16 protein-coding genes and 1 tRNA gene are annotated in these 17,104 nt (G+C 44.5%); 10 read left to right on the top strand and 7 right to left on the bottom strand.

From position 1 onward, the window contains the following. The first annotated feature begins 59 nt into the window (after positions 1–59). The 4 genes from rimP to infB all read left to right on the top strand — a co-directional run bounded on the left by rimP (position 60) and on the right by infB (position 5,950). Positions 60–521, top strand: a complete 462-nt coding sequence (rimP, locus tag AACX33_RS10160; protein ID WP_193997391.1) for a ribosome maturation factor RimP — start codon at positions 60–62, stop codon at positions 519–521. A 197-nt stretch (positions 522–718) separates the two neighbouring features. Beyond that, complete coding sequence (nusA, locus tag AACX33_RS10155) at positions 719–1,990, top strand: transcription termination factor NusA (protein WP_193997392.1); 1,272 nt, start codon at positions 719–721, stop codon at positions 1,988–1,990. Between the two features lie 151 nt (positions 1,991–2,141). Next, entirely contained in the window at positions 2,142–2,411 is a 270-nt protein-coding gene (locus tag AACX33_RS10150; protein WP_193997393.1) for a YlxR family protein, read from the top strand. Between the two features lie 416 nt (positions 2,412–2,827). Next, positions 2,828–5,950 (top strand): translation initiation factor IF-2, encoded by a 3,123-nt coding sequence (gene infB, locus AACX33_RS10145; RefSeq protein ID WP_193997394.1) that lies wholly within the window; start codon positions 2,828–2,830, stop codon positions 5,948–5,950. Between the two features lie 83 nt (positions 5,951–6,033). On the opposite strand, the gene AACX33_RS10140 is transcribed toward infB, so the two are convergent. After that, positions 6,034–6,189: a hypothetical protein gene (locus tag AACX33_RS10140; protein ID WP_193997395.1), complete on the bottom strand. Its 156-nt coding sequence runs from the start codon at positions 6,187–6,189 to the stop codon at positions 6,034–6,036. 9 nt (positions 6,190–6,198) lie between these two features. Between AACX33_RS10140 and AACX33_RS10135 the strand changes: the two genes are divergently transcribed. Together AACX33_RS10135 and AACX33_RS10130 are read left to right on the top strand one after the other, a co-directional pair. Continuing rightward, entirely contained in the window at positions 6,199–6,834 is a 636-nt protein-coding gene (locus AACX33_RS10135; RefSeq protein ID WP_193997396.1) for a low-complexity tail membrane protein, read from the top strand. 111 nt (positions 6,835–6,945) lie between these two features. Continuing rightward, a complete protein-coding gene (locus AACX33_RS10130; protein ID WP_193997397.1) occupies positions 6,946–7,143 on the top strand; it encodes a hypothetical protein in 198 nt (65 codons plus the stop codon). Here AACX33_RS10130 and AACX33_RS10125 read toward each other — a convergent pair. Continuing rightward, on the bottom strand, positions 7,140–7,658 hold the full coding sequence (locus AACX33_RS10125) for an alpha/beta hydrolase (RefSeq protein WP_193997398.1): 519 nt from the start codon (positions 7,656–7,658) through the stop codon (positions 7,140–7,142). The genes AACX33_RS10130 and AACX33_RS10125 overlap by 4 nt on opposite strands. Positions 7,659–8,042: 384 nt before the next feature. Between AACX33_RS10125 and AACX33_RS10120 the strand changes: the two genes are divergently transcribed. After that, complete coding sequence (locus AACX33_RS10120; protein WP_193997399.1) at positions 8,043–9,743, top strand: DUF1565 domain-containing protein; 1,701 nt, start codon at positions 8,043–8,045, stop codon at positions 9,741–9,743. 233 nt (positions 9,744–9,976) lie between these two features. Here AACX33_RS10120 and AACX33_RS10115 read toward each other — a convergent pair whose 3' ends face one another. Next, entirely contained in the window at positions 9,977–10,246 is a 270-nt protein-coding gene (locus AACX33_RS10115; RefSeq protein WP_193997400.1) for a DUF3493 domain-containing protein, read from the bottom strand. Between the two features lie 33 nt (positions 10,247–10,279). On the opposite strand from AACX33_RS10115, the gene AACX33_RS10110 reads away from it, so the two are divergent. Further along, positions 10,280–10,351 (top strand) — tRNA-Thr (locus AACX33_RS10110). Between the two features lie 13 nt (positions 10,352–10,364). Here AACX33_RS10110 and AACX33_RS10105 read toward each other — a convergent pair. After that, positions 10,365–10,511, bottom strand: coding sequence for a hypothetical protein (locus AACX33_RS10105; RefSeq protein WP_193997401.1), 147 nt, complete (start codon positions 10,509–10,511; stop codon positions 10,365–10,367). Positions 10,512–10,535: 24 nt separating this feature from the next. On the opposite strand from AACX33_RS10105, the gene AACX33_RS10100 reads away from it, so the two are divergent. Further along, complete coding sequence (locus tag AACX33_RS10100) at positions 10,536–11,312, top strand: class II aldolase/adducin family protein (RefSeq protein ID WP_265338645.1); 777 nt, start codon at positions 10,536–10,538, stop codon at positions 11,310–11,312. On the opposite strand, the gene AACX33_RS10095 is transcribed toward AACX33_RS10100, so the two are convergent. The 3 genes from AACX33_RS10095 to AACX33_RS10085 all read right to left on the bottom strand — a co-directional run bounded on the left by AACX33_RS10095 (position 11,254) and on the right by AACX33_RS10085 (position 15,741). After that, positions 11,254–12,327, bottom strand: coding sequence for an SGNH/GDSL hydrolase family protein (locus AACX33_RS10095; RefSeq protein ID WP_193997403.1), 1,074 nt, complete (start codon positions 12,325–12,327; stop codon positions 11,254–11,256). The two genes, AACX33_RS10100 and AACX33_RS10095, sit on opposite strands and share 59 nt — an antisense overlap. A gap of 427 nt (positions 12,328–12,754) precedes the next feature. Further along, a complete protein-coding gene (locus AACX33_RS10090) occupies positions 12,755–14,134 on the bottom strand; it encodes an S-layer homology domain-containing protein (protein ID WP_193997404.1) in 1,380 nt (459 codons plus the stop codon). Positions 14,135–14,235: 101 nt separating this feature from the next. Then, complete coding sequence (locus AACX33_RS10085) at positions 14,236–15,741, bottom strand: hypothetical protein (protein WP_193997405.1); 1,506 nt, start codon at positions 15,739–15,741, stop codon at positions 14,236–14,238. 131 nt (positions 15,742–15,872) lie between these two features. Between AACX33_RS10085 and AACX33_RS10080 the strand changes: the two genes are divergently transcribed. Beyond that, on the top strand, positions 15,873–17,078 hold the full coding sequence (locus AACX33_RS10080; protein WP_193997406.1) for a histidine kinase: 1,206 nt from the start codon (positions 15,873–15,875) through the stop codon (positions 17,076–17,078). Positions 17,079–17,104: the final 26 nt, after the last annotated feature.

Below are 17,104 nucleotides of genomic sequence, written 5' to 3'. Positions count from 1 at the left end.
GGAAGATATCCCTATCGCAGGAAGTGGGTCTATGCCCACTTTTTTTATTGAAATTTCGCATGACTCATCCCTTAGTTCCACAAATTATAGATTTGGCGACACCAGTAGCCGCAGAACTGGGCTTGGAAGTCGTTGGCATAGTTTTCCACACTAACCAGCGCCCACCAGTATTACGGGTAGATATCCGCAATCTCCAGGAAGACACTGGTTTGAATGATTGTGAGCGGATGAGTCGTGCTTTAGAAGCTTCCTTAGATGCGGCAGAGATCATTCCAGATGCTTATGTCTTGGAAGTGTCCAGTCCTGGAATTTCACGACAATTAATAACAGACAGAGAGTTTATTTCCTTCAAAGGATTTCCTGTAATCATCTCCACTTCCCAACCCTACGACGGACAACAAGAGTGGATTGGTCAGTTAATTCGGCGGGATGAAACCACTGTTTACTTAAACCAAAAAGGTCGCGTTATCGAGATTCCTCGCACCCTAATTTCTAGGGTGTTGCTAGATGAGCGCCAATAGACAAGGAACTAAGGGCTAGGGGCTAGAGACTAAGGACTAGAAGCTAAAAGAGAGGGAATAGAGTCAAAATTTTCTCTAATCCCCAGTCTTTGATGCGTAGTTTCTCAGACCTCACCCCTTTGTACAGACGTGATTAATTGCGTCTCTACTCTGGCTTATCCCTAATTTTTAAACTCTGATTTTAAAGGAGATTGCTTATGTCAATGGTTAGTTTACCAGGATTAAAAGAATTAATTGAAAGTATCAGTCGCGAGCGCAATTTACCTCGTCTAGCAGTTCAAACAGCTATTAGAGAAGCATTACTTAAAGGCTACGAACGTTATCGTCGCGCCCAAAACTTAGAAAGAAGACAGTTTGATGAAGAATATTTTGATAATTTTGAAGTAGAACTTGATATCGAAGGAGAAGGGTTTCGTGTTCTTTCCACGAAAAGCATCGTGGAAGCAGTCGATAACTCCGACCATCAGATTTCCCTAGAGGAAGTACAACAAGTTGCCCCTGAAGCCCAGTTGGGAGATTCTGTAGTCCTGGATGTCACGCCAGATCAAGGTGAATTTGGTCGGATGGCGGCAATGCAAACCAAGCAAGTGCTAGCGCAGAAACTCCGGGATCAACAACGGCAAATGGTGCAAGAAGAGTTCCAAGACTTGGAAGGAACTGTTTTGCAAGCCAGAGTCTTGCGGTTTGAGCGACAATCGGTGATTTTGGCAGTAGCCAGTGGCTTTGGTCAGCCAGAAGTGGAAGCTGAATTACCAAAGCGAGAACAACTGCCCAATGATAATTATCGGGCAAATGCCACCTTTAAGGTATATCTTAAAAAAGTTTCCCAAGGGCAACAACGAGGACCTCAGTTGCTAGTATCTCGTGCTGATGCTGGTTTGGTAGTTTATCTGTTTGCCAACGAAGTCCCAGAAATTGAGGATGAAGTGGTAAGAATTGTTGCCGTAGCACGAGAAGCTAATCCCCCTTCCCGTTATGTCGGGCCGCGGACTAAAATTGCTGTAGATACCCTTGATCGCGATGTAGACCCTGTTGGTGCTTGTATTGGAGCCAGGGGATCACGGATTCAAGTGGTAGTCAACGAATTACGCGGCGAAAAAATAGATGTGATTCGCTGGTCTCCAGACCCATCCACATATATTGCTAACGCCTTGAGTCCCGCACGGGTAGATGAAGTCCGCCTCATGGACCCGGAAACCCGGCAAACTCACGTACTGGTGGCTGAAGACCAACTCAGTCTAGCTATTGGTAAAGAAGGACAAAACGTTCGTTTGGCAGCCCGTTTAACTGGTTGGAAAATCGACATTAAAGACAAAGCTAAGTACGATTATGCAGGAGAAGATACTAAGTTTGCGGCTGCACGGGCTAAATATCAACCAGAGGATGATGATCTTGAACTAGAGGAGCTAGATTATGAAAATCAAGAAGAACTAGAAGAGGAATCTTTTGAGACGAGTGATCAAGATTAATTTATTAGTCTTATGGACTTCTGCTACTATTTACAACATTACTAGTCTTAATGATTACCACCGAATCAATCATTCTCGTGTAAGTAAAGATTGGTAAAGCCAAGTTTATTTTCACAACCAGATTGCTCACCTGTAAGTCAAATTAAGACTAATGAAACCAAATTATCGGCGTTGTATTAGTTGTCGCAAAGTAGGCTTGAAAGAGGACTTTTGGCGGATTGTCCGCGTCTTTCCATCTGGAAAGGTACAATTAGATCAGGGCATGGGGCGTTCTGCCTATATTTGCCCACAAATGAGTTGCCTACAAGCGGCTCAGAAAAAAAATCGACTAGGGCGATCGCTACATGCATCAGTGCCAGAAGCATTGCATCAAACATTGTGGCAGCGTCTAGCCCAAAGCCATCCCCAAAATCAAAATTGAAATTAGGTGGAAAAACCTCCTGGCGGTAATCCCCAGAGTCCTTGTGCATAAAGCCGACTCTGCAATTGATGGGGTGAATGCCAAAATAGTAAATGGGTGTAGTCAGCTGCGGCTTTTTCACAAGCAGAGTGGCAGAGCAATACTCCCAAAAAGTTTTACTCGATTGTGTTGTAGAAGACTCAGAATCAGCAAAACAAAAAACTAAAAAATGGCAACCTGGTAGCGCTCAGGCGCAGCTTGGCATCAACCATCATTCTTGGTGGTCATGCCAGAGTTAAACCGAAACATCTCTCTTTCCTGACTGGAGGCACCGGCAAAATCACCAAGGGCAACCTAAAAACAGTAATCAAAGGATGGAGATGTCGAAAACCAGGCAACCATCCGCTAAAAAACTGTAAATTAAAGGGGAAGAGTGGATGAACAACGGCAAAGTTAGAATCTACGAATTATCAAAGGAATTGAATTTGGATAACAAAGAGCTATTAGCAATTTGCGACCAGCTCAACATTGCGGTCAAAAGTCATAGCAGCACGATTTCAGAATCAGAGGCAGAACGCATCCGCACGACTGCCGAAAAACTGACAGCTACTAATGTGATGCAAAAAAAGGAACAAGGTATATCCAGCCATAAACCCAATTCATCACCAACTGGCGATCGCAACCGACCTACCCCACCTCACAAACAGCAAATTTTGGAAATTCGCAAACCCAAAATATTGAGAAATACAACCTCCAACGCCCCAGAAGCTTCAGTTGCTAGTGATAGCCAACAAGCTTCCTCGGAAGTGAATTCTACTTCAGCACCACAGCCCTTCGATACAACAGTCTCACCCATGAAGCCGACGGCACCAATTCGACCTGTACCCCGGAATCAATCTGAGACCTCAGCAGAACCTGCAATCACACAAGCAGATCAAGTTTCTAATCCAGAGGCACCGGAAACAATAGCCACGGGAAAACCGGAACAAGCTGGCACTGAGCGCAGCCGAAGTGCGGTTTCACCAAGACCGAAAGCGGAAAAACCACCAAAACCGCAACTGGTGTCCCCACCAGCTAGACCGGCATCGGAAAATTCTCCGGTCACCGCTGACCAGCTAGCGACCGCTGATAAACCATTACTCAAAAGAGATCAAGTCAAGCAAAAGGTTGCTCAACCAACCAGCACAGAAGCCCCACAGGCTCCAGTTCCCAAACAAGCTCGTCCTACTCCATCTCCCACGCGATCAGAGCCAAGAGCAAATAGACCGCCGGCACACCAATCGGCAGATGGGCCAAGACCCAGCCGACCAGTACGTCCATCTGAAGTTGTAGCAGCAATGCCAATTGCTACTCCGCCTAAACCAATGTCCGGCGGACAAGGAAAAGCGGATTTAAACAATGATCGGGCTTCAGTCGAACTACTTGATTTAAAACGCCCCACGCCACCGCGTCTAGCCAAAGGTGGTAAAAAGTGGCAAGAAGAAGAAATTATTGACGAAATCAAGGAAAAGGCTGGCAAGTTAGGAGTTAAAGGCAAGCGGGTCAAACCAGTTGTTGATGATGACTTTGAAGAAGACGATTTACTTGATGGTGACGATCAAGACTCACCAGCTACCGTCCAAGTCAGTCTTTCCATTGCCCGTCCTCCCAAACCAAAAGCCACACGATCTGCACAGTCACCCGGTGCAGCAGTTATTAGCGCCCCCACTACCAGAAAGAAAAGATCCTTTTCTTCTCGCCGCGACCACAACCGTCGCCAAGAAGTCGAGACGAAGCTTGATCGTCCAGAAAAAGTAGAGATCACAGGGCCAATGACAGTCCAAGAACTGTCTGATGTTTTAGCTGTTGCCGATACAGAGATTGTCAAAATCCTGTTCCTCAAAGGCATGGCGGTGAGTATCACCCAGAATTTGGATATTCCAACCATTAATTTGGTAGGTAAAGAGCTAGAAATCGAAATCGAAATCGCCGAACGAGAAGCAGAAGCGCGCAAAGTCACAGAAATGTTGGATGTGGCAGATATGCAACTACTCCAGCGCCGTCCGCCAGTCGTGACTATTATGGGTCACGTAGACCACGGTAAGACAACTCTGCTCGATTCCATTCGCAAAACCAAAGTAGCTTCTGGTGAAGCTGGTGGTATTACCCAACACATTGGTGCATACCATGTGGATGTGGAACACGATGGCAAGGCGCAGCAAATCGTCTTCTTAGACACTCCCGGACACGAAGCATTCACAGCGATGCGCGCACGGGGTGCGAGAGTGACTGACATTGCCATCTTGGTAGTAGCTGCTGATGACGGCGTTCGTCCGCAAACTATTGAAGCTATTAGCCATGCTCAAGCCGCCGAAGTTCCAATTGTTGTAGCCATCAACAAAATTGATAAAGAAGGCGCACAGCCAGACCGCGTTAAACAAGAACTGACTCAGTATGGTCTCACACCTGAAGAATGGGGTGGTGAAACGATCATGGTTCCTGTGAGTGCAATCAAAGGTGAAAACCTCGATACCCTCTTAGAAATGATTCTGCTAGTCGCAGAAGTCGGAGAACTATCTGCTAACCCAGACCGTTCTGCTAAGGGAACAGTAATTGAGGCACATCTCGATAAGGCTAAAGGAGCAGTTGCTACCTTGCTGATTCAGAATGGGACCTTGCACGTAGGCGATATGTTAGTAGCTGGCTCGGCATTCGGTAAAGTGCGGGCGATGGTTGATGACAGAGGCAAACGAGTAGACATTGCTAGTCCTTCCTTTGCAGTCGAGGTACTGGGTTTAAGTGATGTACCGGGTGCAGGCGATGACTTTGAAGTCTTTGCGAATGAAAAAGAAGCCAGAACGTTGGCTGCAACTCGCGCGGACAAACAACGTATATCGCGCCTGTTACAAGGACGGATTACTCTGACAACTCTCTCAGCTCAAGCACAAGAAGGCGAGTTGAAAGAACTCAACTTGATCCTGAAGGGAGATGTACAAGGTTCTGTGGAAGCCATTGTGGGATCTCTCAGACAAATCCCCCAAAACGAAGTTCAAATTCGGATGCTATTGGCTACTGCTGGAGAAATAACTGAGACAGATATTGACCTAGCCGCAGCCAGTGGAGCCGTAATTATTGGCTTCAATACCACCTTCGCCAGTGGTGCTAGACAAGCCGCCGACGAATCTGGTGTGGATGTGAGGGAATACAATATCATCTACAAACTCTTGGAAGACATCCAAGGAGCCTTAGAAGGTCTTCTGGAACCAGAATTGGTGGAAGAACCCCTTGGTCAAACCGAAGTTCGTGCCGTCTTCCCAGTTGGTCGTGGAGCTGTTGCTGGTTGCTATGTGCAGTCTGGTAAATTGGTTCGCAACTGCAAAGTGCGAGTGCGTCGTTCCGGTAAGGTGGTTTACGAAGGTGTGCTTGACTCCCTCAAACGAATCAAAGAAGATGCGCGTGAAGTTAACTCCGGTTACGAATGCGGCATCAACATTGATAAATTCCATGATTGGGCTGAAGGTGATCTCATTGAAGCCTTCCAAATGGTAACCAAGCGTCGTACACTCACACTGACGAAGTAGTGTCGGTGATTAACTGCTGGGTCATGAGTAAAAATGATGAGTTTTGAGTTGAAAAGAGTTGACAACTCAAACTTCAAAACTCATCAATCCGCACTGGCTATGCCCTTGATGCTAAAAGCGTTCAGCAATGCCAGTTGCCACCCTAGAGATAAAGTCTTTTGCCGTTTCTCACGCAGGCTTTGGCCTATACCTCTGGGAGAAGACCGGACTAACGCCGCGCCAGCGTTTACAGCACTCACAAGTTTTATATGGCCTCATTTCGTTCTGAACCTATATTGTGGATTCACGTCGCTGGATTGGCGATGCTGCCAATTTTTTTAGTCCTGTGTTTATTGTTCTTGTCGGTGGGTGAACCACTTTTGCCAGTTTGGATGGAGCTATTTCTCGTCGCTGGAATTGGTGTTTTACCACTGTTATGGATGCAATTACACCGCCCTTTTTATATATTTGCCATTTTGGGTGTAGCACTGAAGCCAGAAAATCTCACTGAGCAACAGCGTAAAATTCTCTGTTTAATTAATACAAAGTTAAATCGTTTTTTGTCCTTGGTGGCAGCCATATTATTAGTTGGAGTCTTGTGGCAACTCTATCAGGTAGTTCCACAGTTAGAAAGTTTAGCTAAATTTTTGCCCCAGTGGCGCAGCTTGGGTTTACTATTAGCTGCTTTAGCTTTTTTTGCCAGTAATCTATTTTTACAAATACCCGTGAGTGTGGCGCGAGTTTTGGTGACCAATGAGACAGAATTTGCCGCTATAGAACCATTATCTTTAGAAAAGATTCAGCAGGATTTTACTATTTTAGGTGTAAGGGTTAATCAAATTGTGCCTCGGTTATTTCTATCCCTGAGAGGGATTAACACAAACCCACAAAAACCCTTAAAGTAGACCCTGATGGGTGTGAAACGAATTATGCACTTTTTCATTCAGGCAATGTCGTATTTGCTGAAAGTGAAAACTGCCATAACGGTTGAAGTTAAAACTGAGGAATGAGGAACTATGGCTCAAATTCCATCTGCTAGCGATCGCCACTTTTCTGCTGATCCAGAAATTTGGTATAGTCTAAAATGCGCGATCGCCACTAGTTCAGGTTTTCAACGCTGGCAACTAGAACACCATGCCCAATTGCAGGGACTTCACCTGGAACAACAGGTACAGAGATATTTACGAGAAACTTTAGAAACTTTAGCTTATTAAAAATTGAGCAACTCTTGTACACCTACTTGCAAGCGGCGAAGTTGATGGTAAGCATTCTCCAAGCGTTCTCCATCAACTTCTACATTTGTCGTGGGATAATTTTGAATTATTTCTAGTAACGTCACCTGCCCATCTTCACTAGCCGAGAGTACCAAAGCTGCGCGTAAAGCTTGCCTGTCGGCTGTACGGGATGGCGGATGAATAACTTGACTTAGCTCATCGAGGATCACGTTACCAATTGGGCTATTCAGAACTCTATCTAAAATCACCAAATCGATGTTTACAGGTGTCGTCAGATATGGACGAATTGCGTTGGGGTCTTGTTGCGCTAAAGCGAAATTGACTCGTAGTGAACGTGAGAGTTCTCCAGTTTCGGCAAAAGTGGATAGTTCCTCCACTGAAATTGATTCACGGAAAATACCATATTTCAGCACTACTTGTTCAGCCGCAAAGGCAGCAGTGTGGAAGAATAGCAGACACGTACTAATTAAAAATAAGGCTCGGCGCAGCACCATAAACTAATACAGCATATCTCTAGACTTGATTTCTCTAGCATGATATCCATCAAAACTAGTGGCAGCATCTGGCTCTAGTTATCTATTTGACCGAAACCACAATGCTATAGGCAGATATTGATATTTTTAATTTAACTCGTAAGCGGGTGTTAATCATCTAATTGGGCTATGGTCATACCTACGGTAAGCTACGCTCAGGTTGTGTTTTTTAAGCTAAACTGATCGAATTTTGCCACCTGAACAAAATTATTTAGGTGTTTTCTTGCGAAACTTAGCTGATTCATTGCTAGTCATCCGATCTAGTTTGGCATGGATTAAATAGCTCTTAGCTGCTATATTTGACCCTGTTTAAGCAACTGTAATTCAGCTAACCACCAACATAAAATGAAATATCGGGAATTTAATATTTCTCTGGCTGCGCCACGCCAGCTATCAGCAAAAAATTTTCGCCTTTTGTTTAGCAGTCACCTGAAATCGACTTTACCCTGGCGAGCCGGACTAACGGCTTTGTTAGTTGTATTCGGAGGTTCCATATTACTGACTAGTCAGGCAAATGCTGGTGCGACCCGCCAACAGACTTTAATGGCGCAAGTTCCTACCTCTGCAACCGTAATTTACGTTAATCCTCAAACCGGTGCAGATACAACTGGAGTTGGTACTACCGCAGCTGCGCCCTATAAAACTATTACTTTTGCTCTCAGACAAGCCCAACCAGGGACAATTATTCAACTAGCACCAGGGACTTATAACAGCGAATCTGGGGAACAATTTCCTCTGTTGCTCAACCCAGGGGTGACCCTACGTGGTGATGAATCTAGTAAAGGTCAGGCAGTCTTGATTACTGGTGGCGGTTTTTATACTAGCCGTACCTTTGCTCGACAAGATATAACCATCTTGGCTACCGAAAATACCACTGTTGCAGGTTTAACTGTAACTAACCCAAATCAGCGTGGTACTGCCGTTTGGGTCGAATCAAGTAATCCCAGCATCCAAAATAATACTTTCACTAACAGTTCCAGAGAGGGTGTTTTTGTCACTGGTACAGGTAATCCCAAAATTGAAAATAACCTGTTTGTGCAGAATCAGGGTAACGGGATTTCAGTAGTTAGAACTGCCCAGGGTGAAATTCGCAATAACTTGTTTCAGGATACAGGTTTTGGTCTAGCGATAGGCGGTACTTCCACACCCCTAATTGAGGGCAACCAAATCATCCAAAACCAAGATGGTCTGTTTATCTCAGAATCGGCTAGACCTGTACTGCGTAAGAATGTCATTCAAAACAATAAGCGGGATGGTATTGTTGCCACTGTCAATGCTCAACCTGACCTTGGTACCAATGAAAATCCTGGTGGCAATCTCATTCGTGGTAACACTCGGCATGATGTAAATAATGCCACTTCTAGTAATACGATTCTTGCTATTGGCAACGATATTGATCAGAGTCGCATTGTTGGTCAAGTGAATTTCGTGGCTGCTAATGTTGACCTGCCCACTGGTCAAAGTGCCTTTGGAGATGTGCCAGAAGGTTATTGGGCAAAAGCTTACATTGAAGCCCTAGCATCGCAAAATATCATTGCTGGTTTCCCCGATGGTACTTTTAAACCCAATGACCCTGTAACTCGCGCTCAATTTGCCACCATTGTCACCAAAGCTTTGACACCACCAGTTAAACGCACAGGGATTAATTTTAGAGATGTCGCTAATAATTTCTGGGCTTACGGTGCGATTCAATCTGCTTATCGAAGTGAATTTCTAGCTGGCTATCCTGATGGTAGATTTCAACCACAGCAGCAAATTCCTAGAGTACAGGCACTGGTTTCCTTAGCCAATGGTCTGGGTTTCACTGCCAATAATCAGAATGCTCTTTCTGTTTACAGCGATGCTGCCCAGATTCCTAATTACGCAATAGGCCCAGTCGCGGCCGCAACTACACGACAATTAGTGATTAACTATCCCACAGCTAGACAACTTAATCCCAATCGTCCTGCAACTAGAGCAGAAATTGCTGCTTTTGTTTACCAGGCACTGGTCAATGCTGGACGTGTCCAACCAATTGCTTCACCTTATTTGGTAACAGCTCAGTAAACTTCTAGCTTTGGCATCCTTTGTGATTTGCTGAGGGTGTCAAAAATAGGGTGTTGGGGGTAGGGGTTAGGGTGTAGGGAAGACAGCATTGGTCGGGGCTTGGAACTCCCACCAATGCAATTGTCTTGAAAAGAGGGGGCTTGTGACCCCTTTCTTTGTTGGGGCTATCTCTTTGTCTACACCCCACACGAACGGGGCTTGGTCAAAGTCTGATTGCTGAGTTTTTTCAACATCTATGAACGTTTTTGGCGATTTTGCTCCCAGCGCCACAGAAAAATCATCAGGGCTAAAACTCCGACTTGAAGCGCCAAGTTAGGCAAAGCGTTATTAACATCTCGTCCAGCCAGGACTTGAAAAAAGAAAATAAATGCTCCAATTAATGCAGATGCACCAAAACCGATATAGATAAATTGCCGGAAACCACGATAGGGGGTGGCCATTTCGGCTTTGAGGCGGGCATATTGTTCAGGATTAAGGCTATTTTTAGAATTTTGATTGATCATGAGCAAATAATGCTATAATATTATGCTGTACGCGCCGATGTGGCTCAGTGGTAGAGCAGCTGATTCGTAATCAGCAGGCCACGGGTTCAAATCCCGTCATCGGCTTGAGTCGAATTACTTAACAATACTTCACTGTAGGCATTGTCTCATGTAACAGTAGTATCTTTTTGTATGCTGCGATCGCGATCGCCGGAGGCGGGGCTTTGCCCATCGCTTGGTCTGGGTTTTTACCAGGGATTTGAGCAACAATATGAAGATTGTTCATAAAAATACGAATTTCAGAAGCAATATGCAAGTTATCCCTCAAGACAAGCCAAATACGCCCCAACCCCCAACCTTTACTTCCATTGAGGATGAACGCCAGCATCGGAAACAGCGACTAACAGCAGCATTACGCCTGTTTGCGCGTTATGGGTTTGATGAGGGTATTGCCGGGCATATCACGGCACGCGACCCAGAACACCCAGAACATTTTTGGGTCAATCCCTTCGCGATGCACTTTAGCTTAATTAAAGTTAGTGATTTGATTCTAGTTAATCAGCAAGGTGAAGTCATTCAGGGCAATTACCCAGTAAATCAAGCAGCTTTTGCGATTCATTCCCAAGTTCATGCAGCTCGTCCCGATGTGGTAGCAGCAGCTCATGCCCATTCTATATATGGCAAAAGCTGGTCTAGTCTCGGTCGTCTGCTCGACCCCCTTACTCAAGATGCCTGCTCATTTTACCAAGACCACAGCCTGTTTAATGACTATACAGGTGTGGTTTTAGAAATAGAAGAAGGTCAACGTATTGCCCAAACATTAGGCAGCAATAAAGCTATCATCCTCAAAAACCACGGTTTGCTGACAGTTGGTCACTCAATTGATGAAGCTGCCTGGTGGTTCATCACAATGGAGCGCTCTTGTCAAGCTCAATTACTAGCTGAGGCTGCTGGCAAACCTTGCCTAATTAAACATGAGTATGCTAGTTTGGCGCATTCTCAGGTGGGGTCAAATTATTTGGGTTGGTTTAGTTTTCAACCCTTGTACGAGATGATTGTGCGACAAGAGCCGGACTTGCTGGAGTAAATGCAAACTTTTTTTGTTGGCGCTTGAGGACTCCTGCTGCACCTAAAACACCAAAGGCCAACATCCCCAATACAGAACCAGGTTCGGGAACAGATTGCGGTTCAAGTGCCAAGAATGCTGCATCTGCTACCAGGCTATGAGCAGGTGTTGTGGGATGGATAAAGTCCCAATAGAAATACTCTTCGGGGTTATTACAGAGTGTCTGAGTGTTTATGTTAAGGCAAGGTTCAGTAAAATTTGCAAACCCTAAATTTTGCGGATTACTAAACAGCGAATTGATATCAAGAGGAATAATGTTTAAACCCAGTGCTGGATTTTGGTTGAAACCTGCGATAAGTGTGGATAGTCCAGCATTATGCTCTTGGGTTAACTGATTAAGGTTGTTAGATACAGATTGACCTAGACTCAGTGCTAGTGGCGTATCGCCCAAATTAGATAAATTGGGTACTAGCAAATTTTTGACCCCAAAACTGGCTAGGGCTTGTATAGCATTTGAGATATTTGCTAAGGTTTGATCAGGGTTAGTAAAAGGCACAAAGTCTAGGGATGTGGTAGGCACATAATCATTTGAACCAAAGGCAAGTATATAGAGTGCATCAGGGTCAACAGGCTGCTGATTTGGATTCAGCAAAGTTTGAAATGCTCCAACTTGCTGTGGCAGTGCAAAAAGATTAGCATCGATGGTATTTGCTGCTGTGGTAGTGGCTCCGCCAAAAGCAAAGTTAATTCCACCTTGAGGGGTAGCTCCATTGGCAACTTGAATAAATGGAGTGGGAGAATCTAAATTCAATTTTTGGGCAAGTTGATCTATCCAGATAGGGCCATTGGAAAAGCGTCCTTGAAAGTAAGGTGGGGGTGGAGATCCCACTCCCGTCGCAGCGGCAGAAGCTGCGAATACATTGCCCGTATCAGACAAACTATCACCAAGTACATAAATCCCAGTAAAAGCTGAAGCCTTTAATGGCAACATGAAAGAAAAGAGGACAAATCCGGCTGCCATGAACTGTGTTTTCATATTTATCTGATTTGAATAGATGTGTTGTGAATTACAAATTACAATCTGGAAGGATTGATAAAAGTTGATAAATGCCGGGTTTATATTGATTGCTCATTGCAAAGCCCAGCACTCTCAATTAGTTGGAATTGCGTAAATGATTTAATACGGTTACCAATACTTAAAGCACTATATAAGTTATATTCACGGAGAATGTAATAATTTACCTGATTTTCATGAATGACAGGGATTTTATGAAGTATTTGTAAAGTGAGACTGCCAAAAATAGGATAGGGAGACAAATAGCCCACCCTACCTTCATCTGTATAAGTAGGTCAACATAATTAAACATAAAACCTTGACGATATAGATCCCCGACTTCTTCGAGAAGTCGGGGATCTGGGTATTACGTTTTTTCAGTTTGAACTACTTATTTACAGCATTTAACTCAGTTTGGCGATGATCGCTTGACGTTCAAAGCCTCAGCAGCCGATATTCCCTCACCTTGAGTGCCAAAATACCCTAAAGCCGCCGCAGCTTCAGCGCGAGAAACTGGTTTTTTAGGTTGAAACAGGGTTGTATAGCCAAACACCCGGCGAATATTAGATTTTTCGCCATTTTGGAAATCAGCCAGCACGGCGCGTAATGCCTTGGGGTCAATTTTTTCCGTATCTTGAAAACCCCAAGTTTCCTTGACTGCATCTACATTGGCCGCAGGTAAGGCTTGGCGAGTATCTAGAGGTAATTTCCACAGAATTAACTGTTCTCGTGTCAGTGGTGCATCAGGTTGAAATAAAACTGCCGTAGAATCGCCAGACAAGGTACTGGGAATTAGTCCTGCTTCAGCTAACCCTTGAATTACGGAAAAATCAACATCGGTTTTTGACACATCACTAAACGTCGGTTGAGTGCTTTCGGATGCCAAGCGAATCTGTTTAGCCGGATTATTAATATAGATGGCATTGTTAGCAGCAACTAGCCAACGGGCATATTCCCGGCGAGTCATGTTTTTACCGGGTTCAAAGGAGTTAGTTATGGCATCATTAGAACTGCTCTTAACTTCCTGAGACTTTAAAGTCAAAACACCCAAAGCTGCTAAGTCTTGGATGGGTTGACGCAGTTCTGGCGGTGCTTGGTTGAGATCGTTGAATTTCTGAGATTTTGGTGTGGCTGTAGCTGTTGTTTGGCTACCGGATGTGTTATCTGGCTGTGTCGCGACATTATCAGGTAGCGCCGGACCGAGAATATTGGGATTGGTGGATGGAGAACTTGCGGTTTCGGTGGGTTGAGTTGCTGCTGTACTATTAGGTACGTACTCAATAACTAATGCAGTCGCTGTTTGTGGTTGATCAGGTTTGGGGTTAGTAACTGATTGTGCCTGAATAGACACTTTCACCTGCAAATCGTCGCGACGTGCTTCAAAAGTATCTAAATCATCTGTGGGCTGTTGTAAAATCTGCCAGCCACTTTTCTGAAACTGGTCACTATAAAAGCTAGTAATAAAATTGCTGGGGTCAGAACTCAGCCAGCGAGTAACTACGCTATTTTCTGAGTCACTAGCAGGTGTGACTGACTCTAATTTAGCATTGGGATATAAAGGGATATTTGGGGGAAAATCAGATGGTAACTCAACGCTGGGTTGGTTCTGCCCTGGTTGCGGTTGATTTTTCTGAGATTCACCAAAGATTCCTGGGTTATCTTCTAGCCTGGGATCTGCCGCCAAAGACTGTTCTAGGGTTTTAGCGCTGGGATTGTTACCACAAGCTGTTAAAGAAGTGAATAAGATAGCCAAACTCAGTAAGACAGCTGGACGTTTACACAAAAGCACAGGAAATTACAAATTACGTGTCTATTCCTACCCTAGCGCAGACTATGACAACTAGGCTATTTTCACACTGTCTCACCCCACTTGCGTGGGCTGAAACATTCTTACTTTTCAATTTTTGGCGCGGGTAATTGATTTAAAACTCGCCACAGCACTGTGTAACTACCATCAGCACGGCGACGCACTGGACGAAAGGCCAGAATCATGTCACTACTGGGAATCTGTTGTAGTTGGTCTGAGGATATAGGCTGACTATTGAAGATCATATCTGGCTGTTGAAATTGTAGCGATCGCACTACATAAGTATGGTTTAATTCAGCGGGAGCATGGGCTAAAATCACTTGATTTTGCTGCCAATTCTGGTCTTTGCCTGTTAAAAACCGCCTTTTTTCTACTTGTAACGCATTCAACTGCTTGGGAGGTTGGTAATTCAGCAGAAACTCTCGCGTTGGCGGCGCTACAGTTTGTAGGCGATTATCCAACTGCTCTAGGGGTACATCGCCCACATTAATCATGAAACTATAATCAACACCTTGATCCACTAGTTGAAAGCGCTCCCCAACCATCTGAAGTGCTAAACTAGGATTAAATCCATCCTTAGCATCACCCAAAGAGGGGAAAGGATAACGCTGACTAACATTGGGTTGCAATCGATTCCAAAGAGTATTCAGGGGACGTTGGTAAGCTGAAGACTGTAATACACGGAAAATACCAGTACGAGGCAATTGCAAAAACTTAGCGTAAGTTTGCGGTTCTTGTGGACTGAGACCGTAGGTCAAGCGGTCAAGTATCCCAGCATTTTCCCAAGGATCTGTAAAGCTGATTTCTGGGGGAAATACTCCTAGTGTTGCCGTTAAGATTTGCTTGGCAGTTGCCAGAGTGGTAAGTGCTGACTCAGGGGCTACTATGGCAGGTTGTACAGGCGGTACATAATTGGCTATGGCTGTTTTCGCATTTCTGCCAATTACTCGGACTGGTGGGGATAACAGTTCGGTAGATGCTGCTTGTCTGACTAAAGTGTTAGTGAATAAATTTGGTTCCCATGTAGAGAAAGGTACTGCGGGCTTTTCTAGATGAGGATACTGTACGGGCGCAATAGAAAGCACCGGATCTGATTGGCGTTCGCCAGTAACTAGGGGTAGCTGTCTGACTAAGGCTAATTCACCTCGTCGAGATAACAGTCTATCTAGGACTGGGGATAGTTTTAATAACTCTTGGCTAGAAATGTACAAAGAACAGTAAATTTGATCTGGGGCTGCTAAGGGCGGAAAATTTCGCGATAAATCCATGTTAGAACTACACAAAGTTTGGGGATTTTGCTGTTGACGATTCACAAAACTTTCTACGGTCTTAACTTGAATTGTTAATTGCCCTCTCACAACTCGGATACGATTGGCATCTGGACTAGTGAGTGCTTGCTCAATACGAGCAATCAAATCTATCTGACGCTGCACCAGTCTCCCGGAATCAGTATAAAATTTTTCATTTGTTGGCTTTGATGTAAGATTTTGAGTTAGGGACGATGGGGGCTGATATTCCGCAGCCAGAGTGGTTCCAGGAACCGAAGCTAGACCAAAAGGCAGCAAAAAGCTGGAAAATAAGTGTCTCATCTGAAAAACGGCGAGCAGATAGGAGTATGAAAAATCTAAAATAGAGATTAAATTGAAGAAATTCAACGACAATTGACAACCGTCAGTCCATTCTACTTTCTGTTAAGCGAAGCGTCGCCAGGTTGTTACCAGTGCTGAAACACGATTACATGCAAGTTTCCCAGGATCAGCCTATCTATTCTGAGGCTCCACTCCAGCTGTTACTATTTGTCGATGGACGACCAAAGTCTCGACAACAAGTGCAGCGTATCCGTGCTTACTTAAAAGAATTGCAGGCTGAGTATAACTTTGAACTTCAAATTATCGATGTGGGACAACAACCCTATTTAGCAGAACATTTTAAATTAGTCGCCACACCAGCTTTAATTAAAATTCACCCAGAACCCAGACAGATTATAGCTGGGAGTAATATTATTGCCCAGTTGAAAAACTGGTGGCCTCGCTGGCAAGCGGCTGTGGATGCTTACTTAAAATTGCAAGAAGACTTACAAGAACGAATAGATGACAATAATCGGATGTCATCACCCAAATCAACAATTCGTTCTGTAGCTGTTTCTGCGGAACTGATTAAACTTTCAGATGAAGTTTTTCGCTTAAAACAGGAAAAAGAGAAACTTCAAGAGCAGTTACAATTTAAAGACAGGGTTATTGCCATGCTGGCGCACGATCTCCGCAATCCGCTCACAGCTGCTGCGATCGCCATAGAAACTCTACAGTCTAATTACAACATCGAGATGGGTGCATTTGTGCGGTTGAAACCAGCTATGGCAGCACATTTGTTAAAACAAGCCCGCAATCAAACTAAGACAATTGACCGGATGATCGCTGATCTTTTGCAGGTAGGTCAGGGGAGTGATACAGAACTGCCAATTATACCACAAAAGATGGAACTTGGCAAACTCTGTTTGGAGGTGTTGTCAGAATTGCGCGATCGCTACATTGCCAAATCTCAACAAATAGAAACGGATATTCCCCAAGATTTACCCAAGGTATATGCCGATCCAGAACGTGTGCGCCAAGTACTCATAAATTTGTTGGATAATGCCATCAAATATACACCAGAAGGGGGGAAAATTAGCGTTTCCGGATTACACCGCACAACCCAAAAAATTCAATTTAGTATTAGTGACACTGGCCCGGGAATTCCCTTAGAAAACCGCGATCGCATCTTTGAAAACCACTACAGGCTCAAACGCGATCAAGCCATAGATGGTTACGGCATTGGTCTTTGTTTATGCCAACGCATCATCCAATCACATTACGGACAAATTTGGGTAGATTCCGCTCCCAATGGCGGAGCATTGTTCCAGTTTACACTACCAGTATATCCATCTTAAGTAGAAACACCATTAATCGCCTCTTT

It is taken from the genome of Nodularia sp. LEGE 04288 (assembly GCF_963896525.1).
Taxonomy (GTDB): Bacteria; Cyanobacteriota; Cyanobacteriia; order Cyanobacteriales; family Nostocaceae; genus Nodularia.
Note: the sequence above shows the minus strand (reverse complement) of the source record. Positions and strands in the feature narration are given on the sequence as shown.

What these genes read in the sequence shown, in the direction of transcription:
- infB (WP_193997394.1), top strand. Translation starts at nt 2,828, where the DNA reads ATGAACAACGGCAAAGTTAGAATCTACGAATTATCAAAGGAATTGAAT.
- AACX33_RS10125 (WP_193997398.1), bottom strand. Translation starts at nt 7,658, where the DNA reads ATGGTGCTGCGCCGAGCCTTATTTTTAATTAGTACGTGTCTGCTATTC.
- AACX33_RS10120 (WP_193997399.1), top strand. Translation starts at nt 8,043, where the DNA reads ATGAAATATCGGGAATTTAATATTTCTCTGGCTGCGCCACGCCAGCTA.
- AACX33_RS10115 (WP_193997400.1), bottom strand. Translation starts at nt 10,246, where the DNA reads ATGATCAATCAAAATTCTAAAAATAGCCTTAATCCTGAACAATATGCC.
- AACX33_RS10130 (WP_193997397.1), top strand. Translation starts at nt 6,946, where the DNA reads ATGGCTCAAATTCCATCTGCTAGCGATCGCCACTTTTCTGCTGATCCA.
- AACX33_RS10150 (WP_193997393.1), top strand. Translation starts at nt 2,142, where the DNA reads ATGAAACCAAATTATCGGCGTTGTATTAGTTGTCGCAAAGTAGGCTTG.
- nusA (WP_193997392.1), top strand. Translation starts at nt 719, where the DNA reads ATGTCAATGGTTAGTTTACCAGGATTAAAAGAATTAATTGAAAGTATC.
- AACX33_RS10085 (WP_193997405.1), bottom strand. Translation starts at nt 15,741, where the DNA reads ATGAGACACTTATTTTCCAGCTTTTTGCTGCCTTTTGGTCTAGCTTCG.
- AACX33_RS10100 (WP_265338645.1), top strand. Translation starts at nt 10,536, where the DNA reads ATGCAAGTTATCCCTCAAGACAAGCCAAATACGCCCCAACCCCCAACC.
- AACX33_RS10135 (WP_193997396.1), top strand. Translation starts at nt 6,199, where the DNA reads ATGGCCTCATTTCGTTCTGAACCTATATTGTGGATTCACGTCGCTGGA.
- AACX33_RS10095 (WP_193997403.1), bottom strand. Translation starts at nt 12,327, where the DNA reads ATGAAAACACAGTTCATGGCAGCCGGATTTGTCCTCTTTTCTTTCATG.
- rimP (WP_193997391.1), top strand. Translation starts at nt 60, where the DNA reads ATGACTCATCCCTTAGTTCCACAAATTATAGATTTGGCGACACCAGTA.
- AACX33_RS10105 (WP_193997401.1), bottom strand. Translation starts at nt 10,511, where the DNA reads ATGAACAATCTTCATATTGTTGCTCAAATCCCTGGTAAAAACCCAGAC.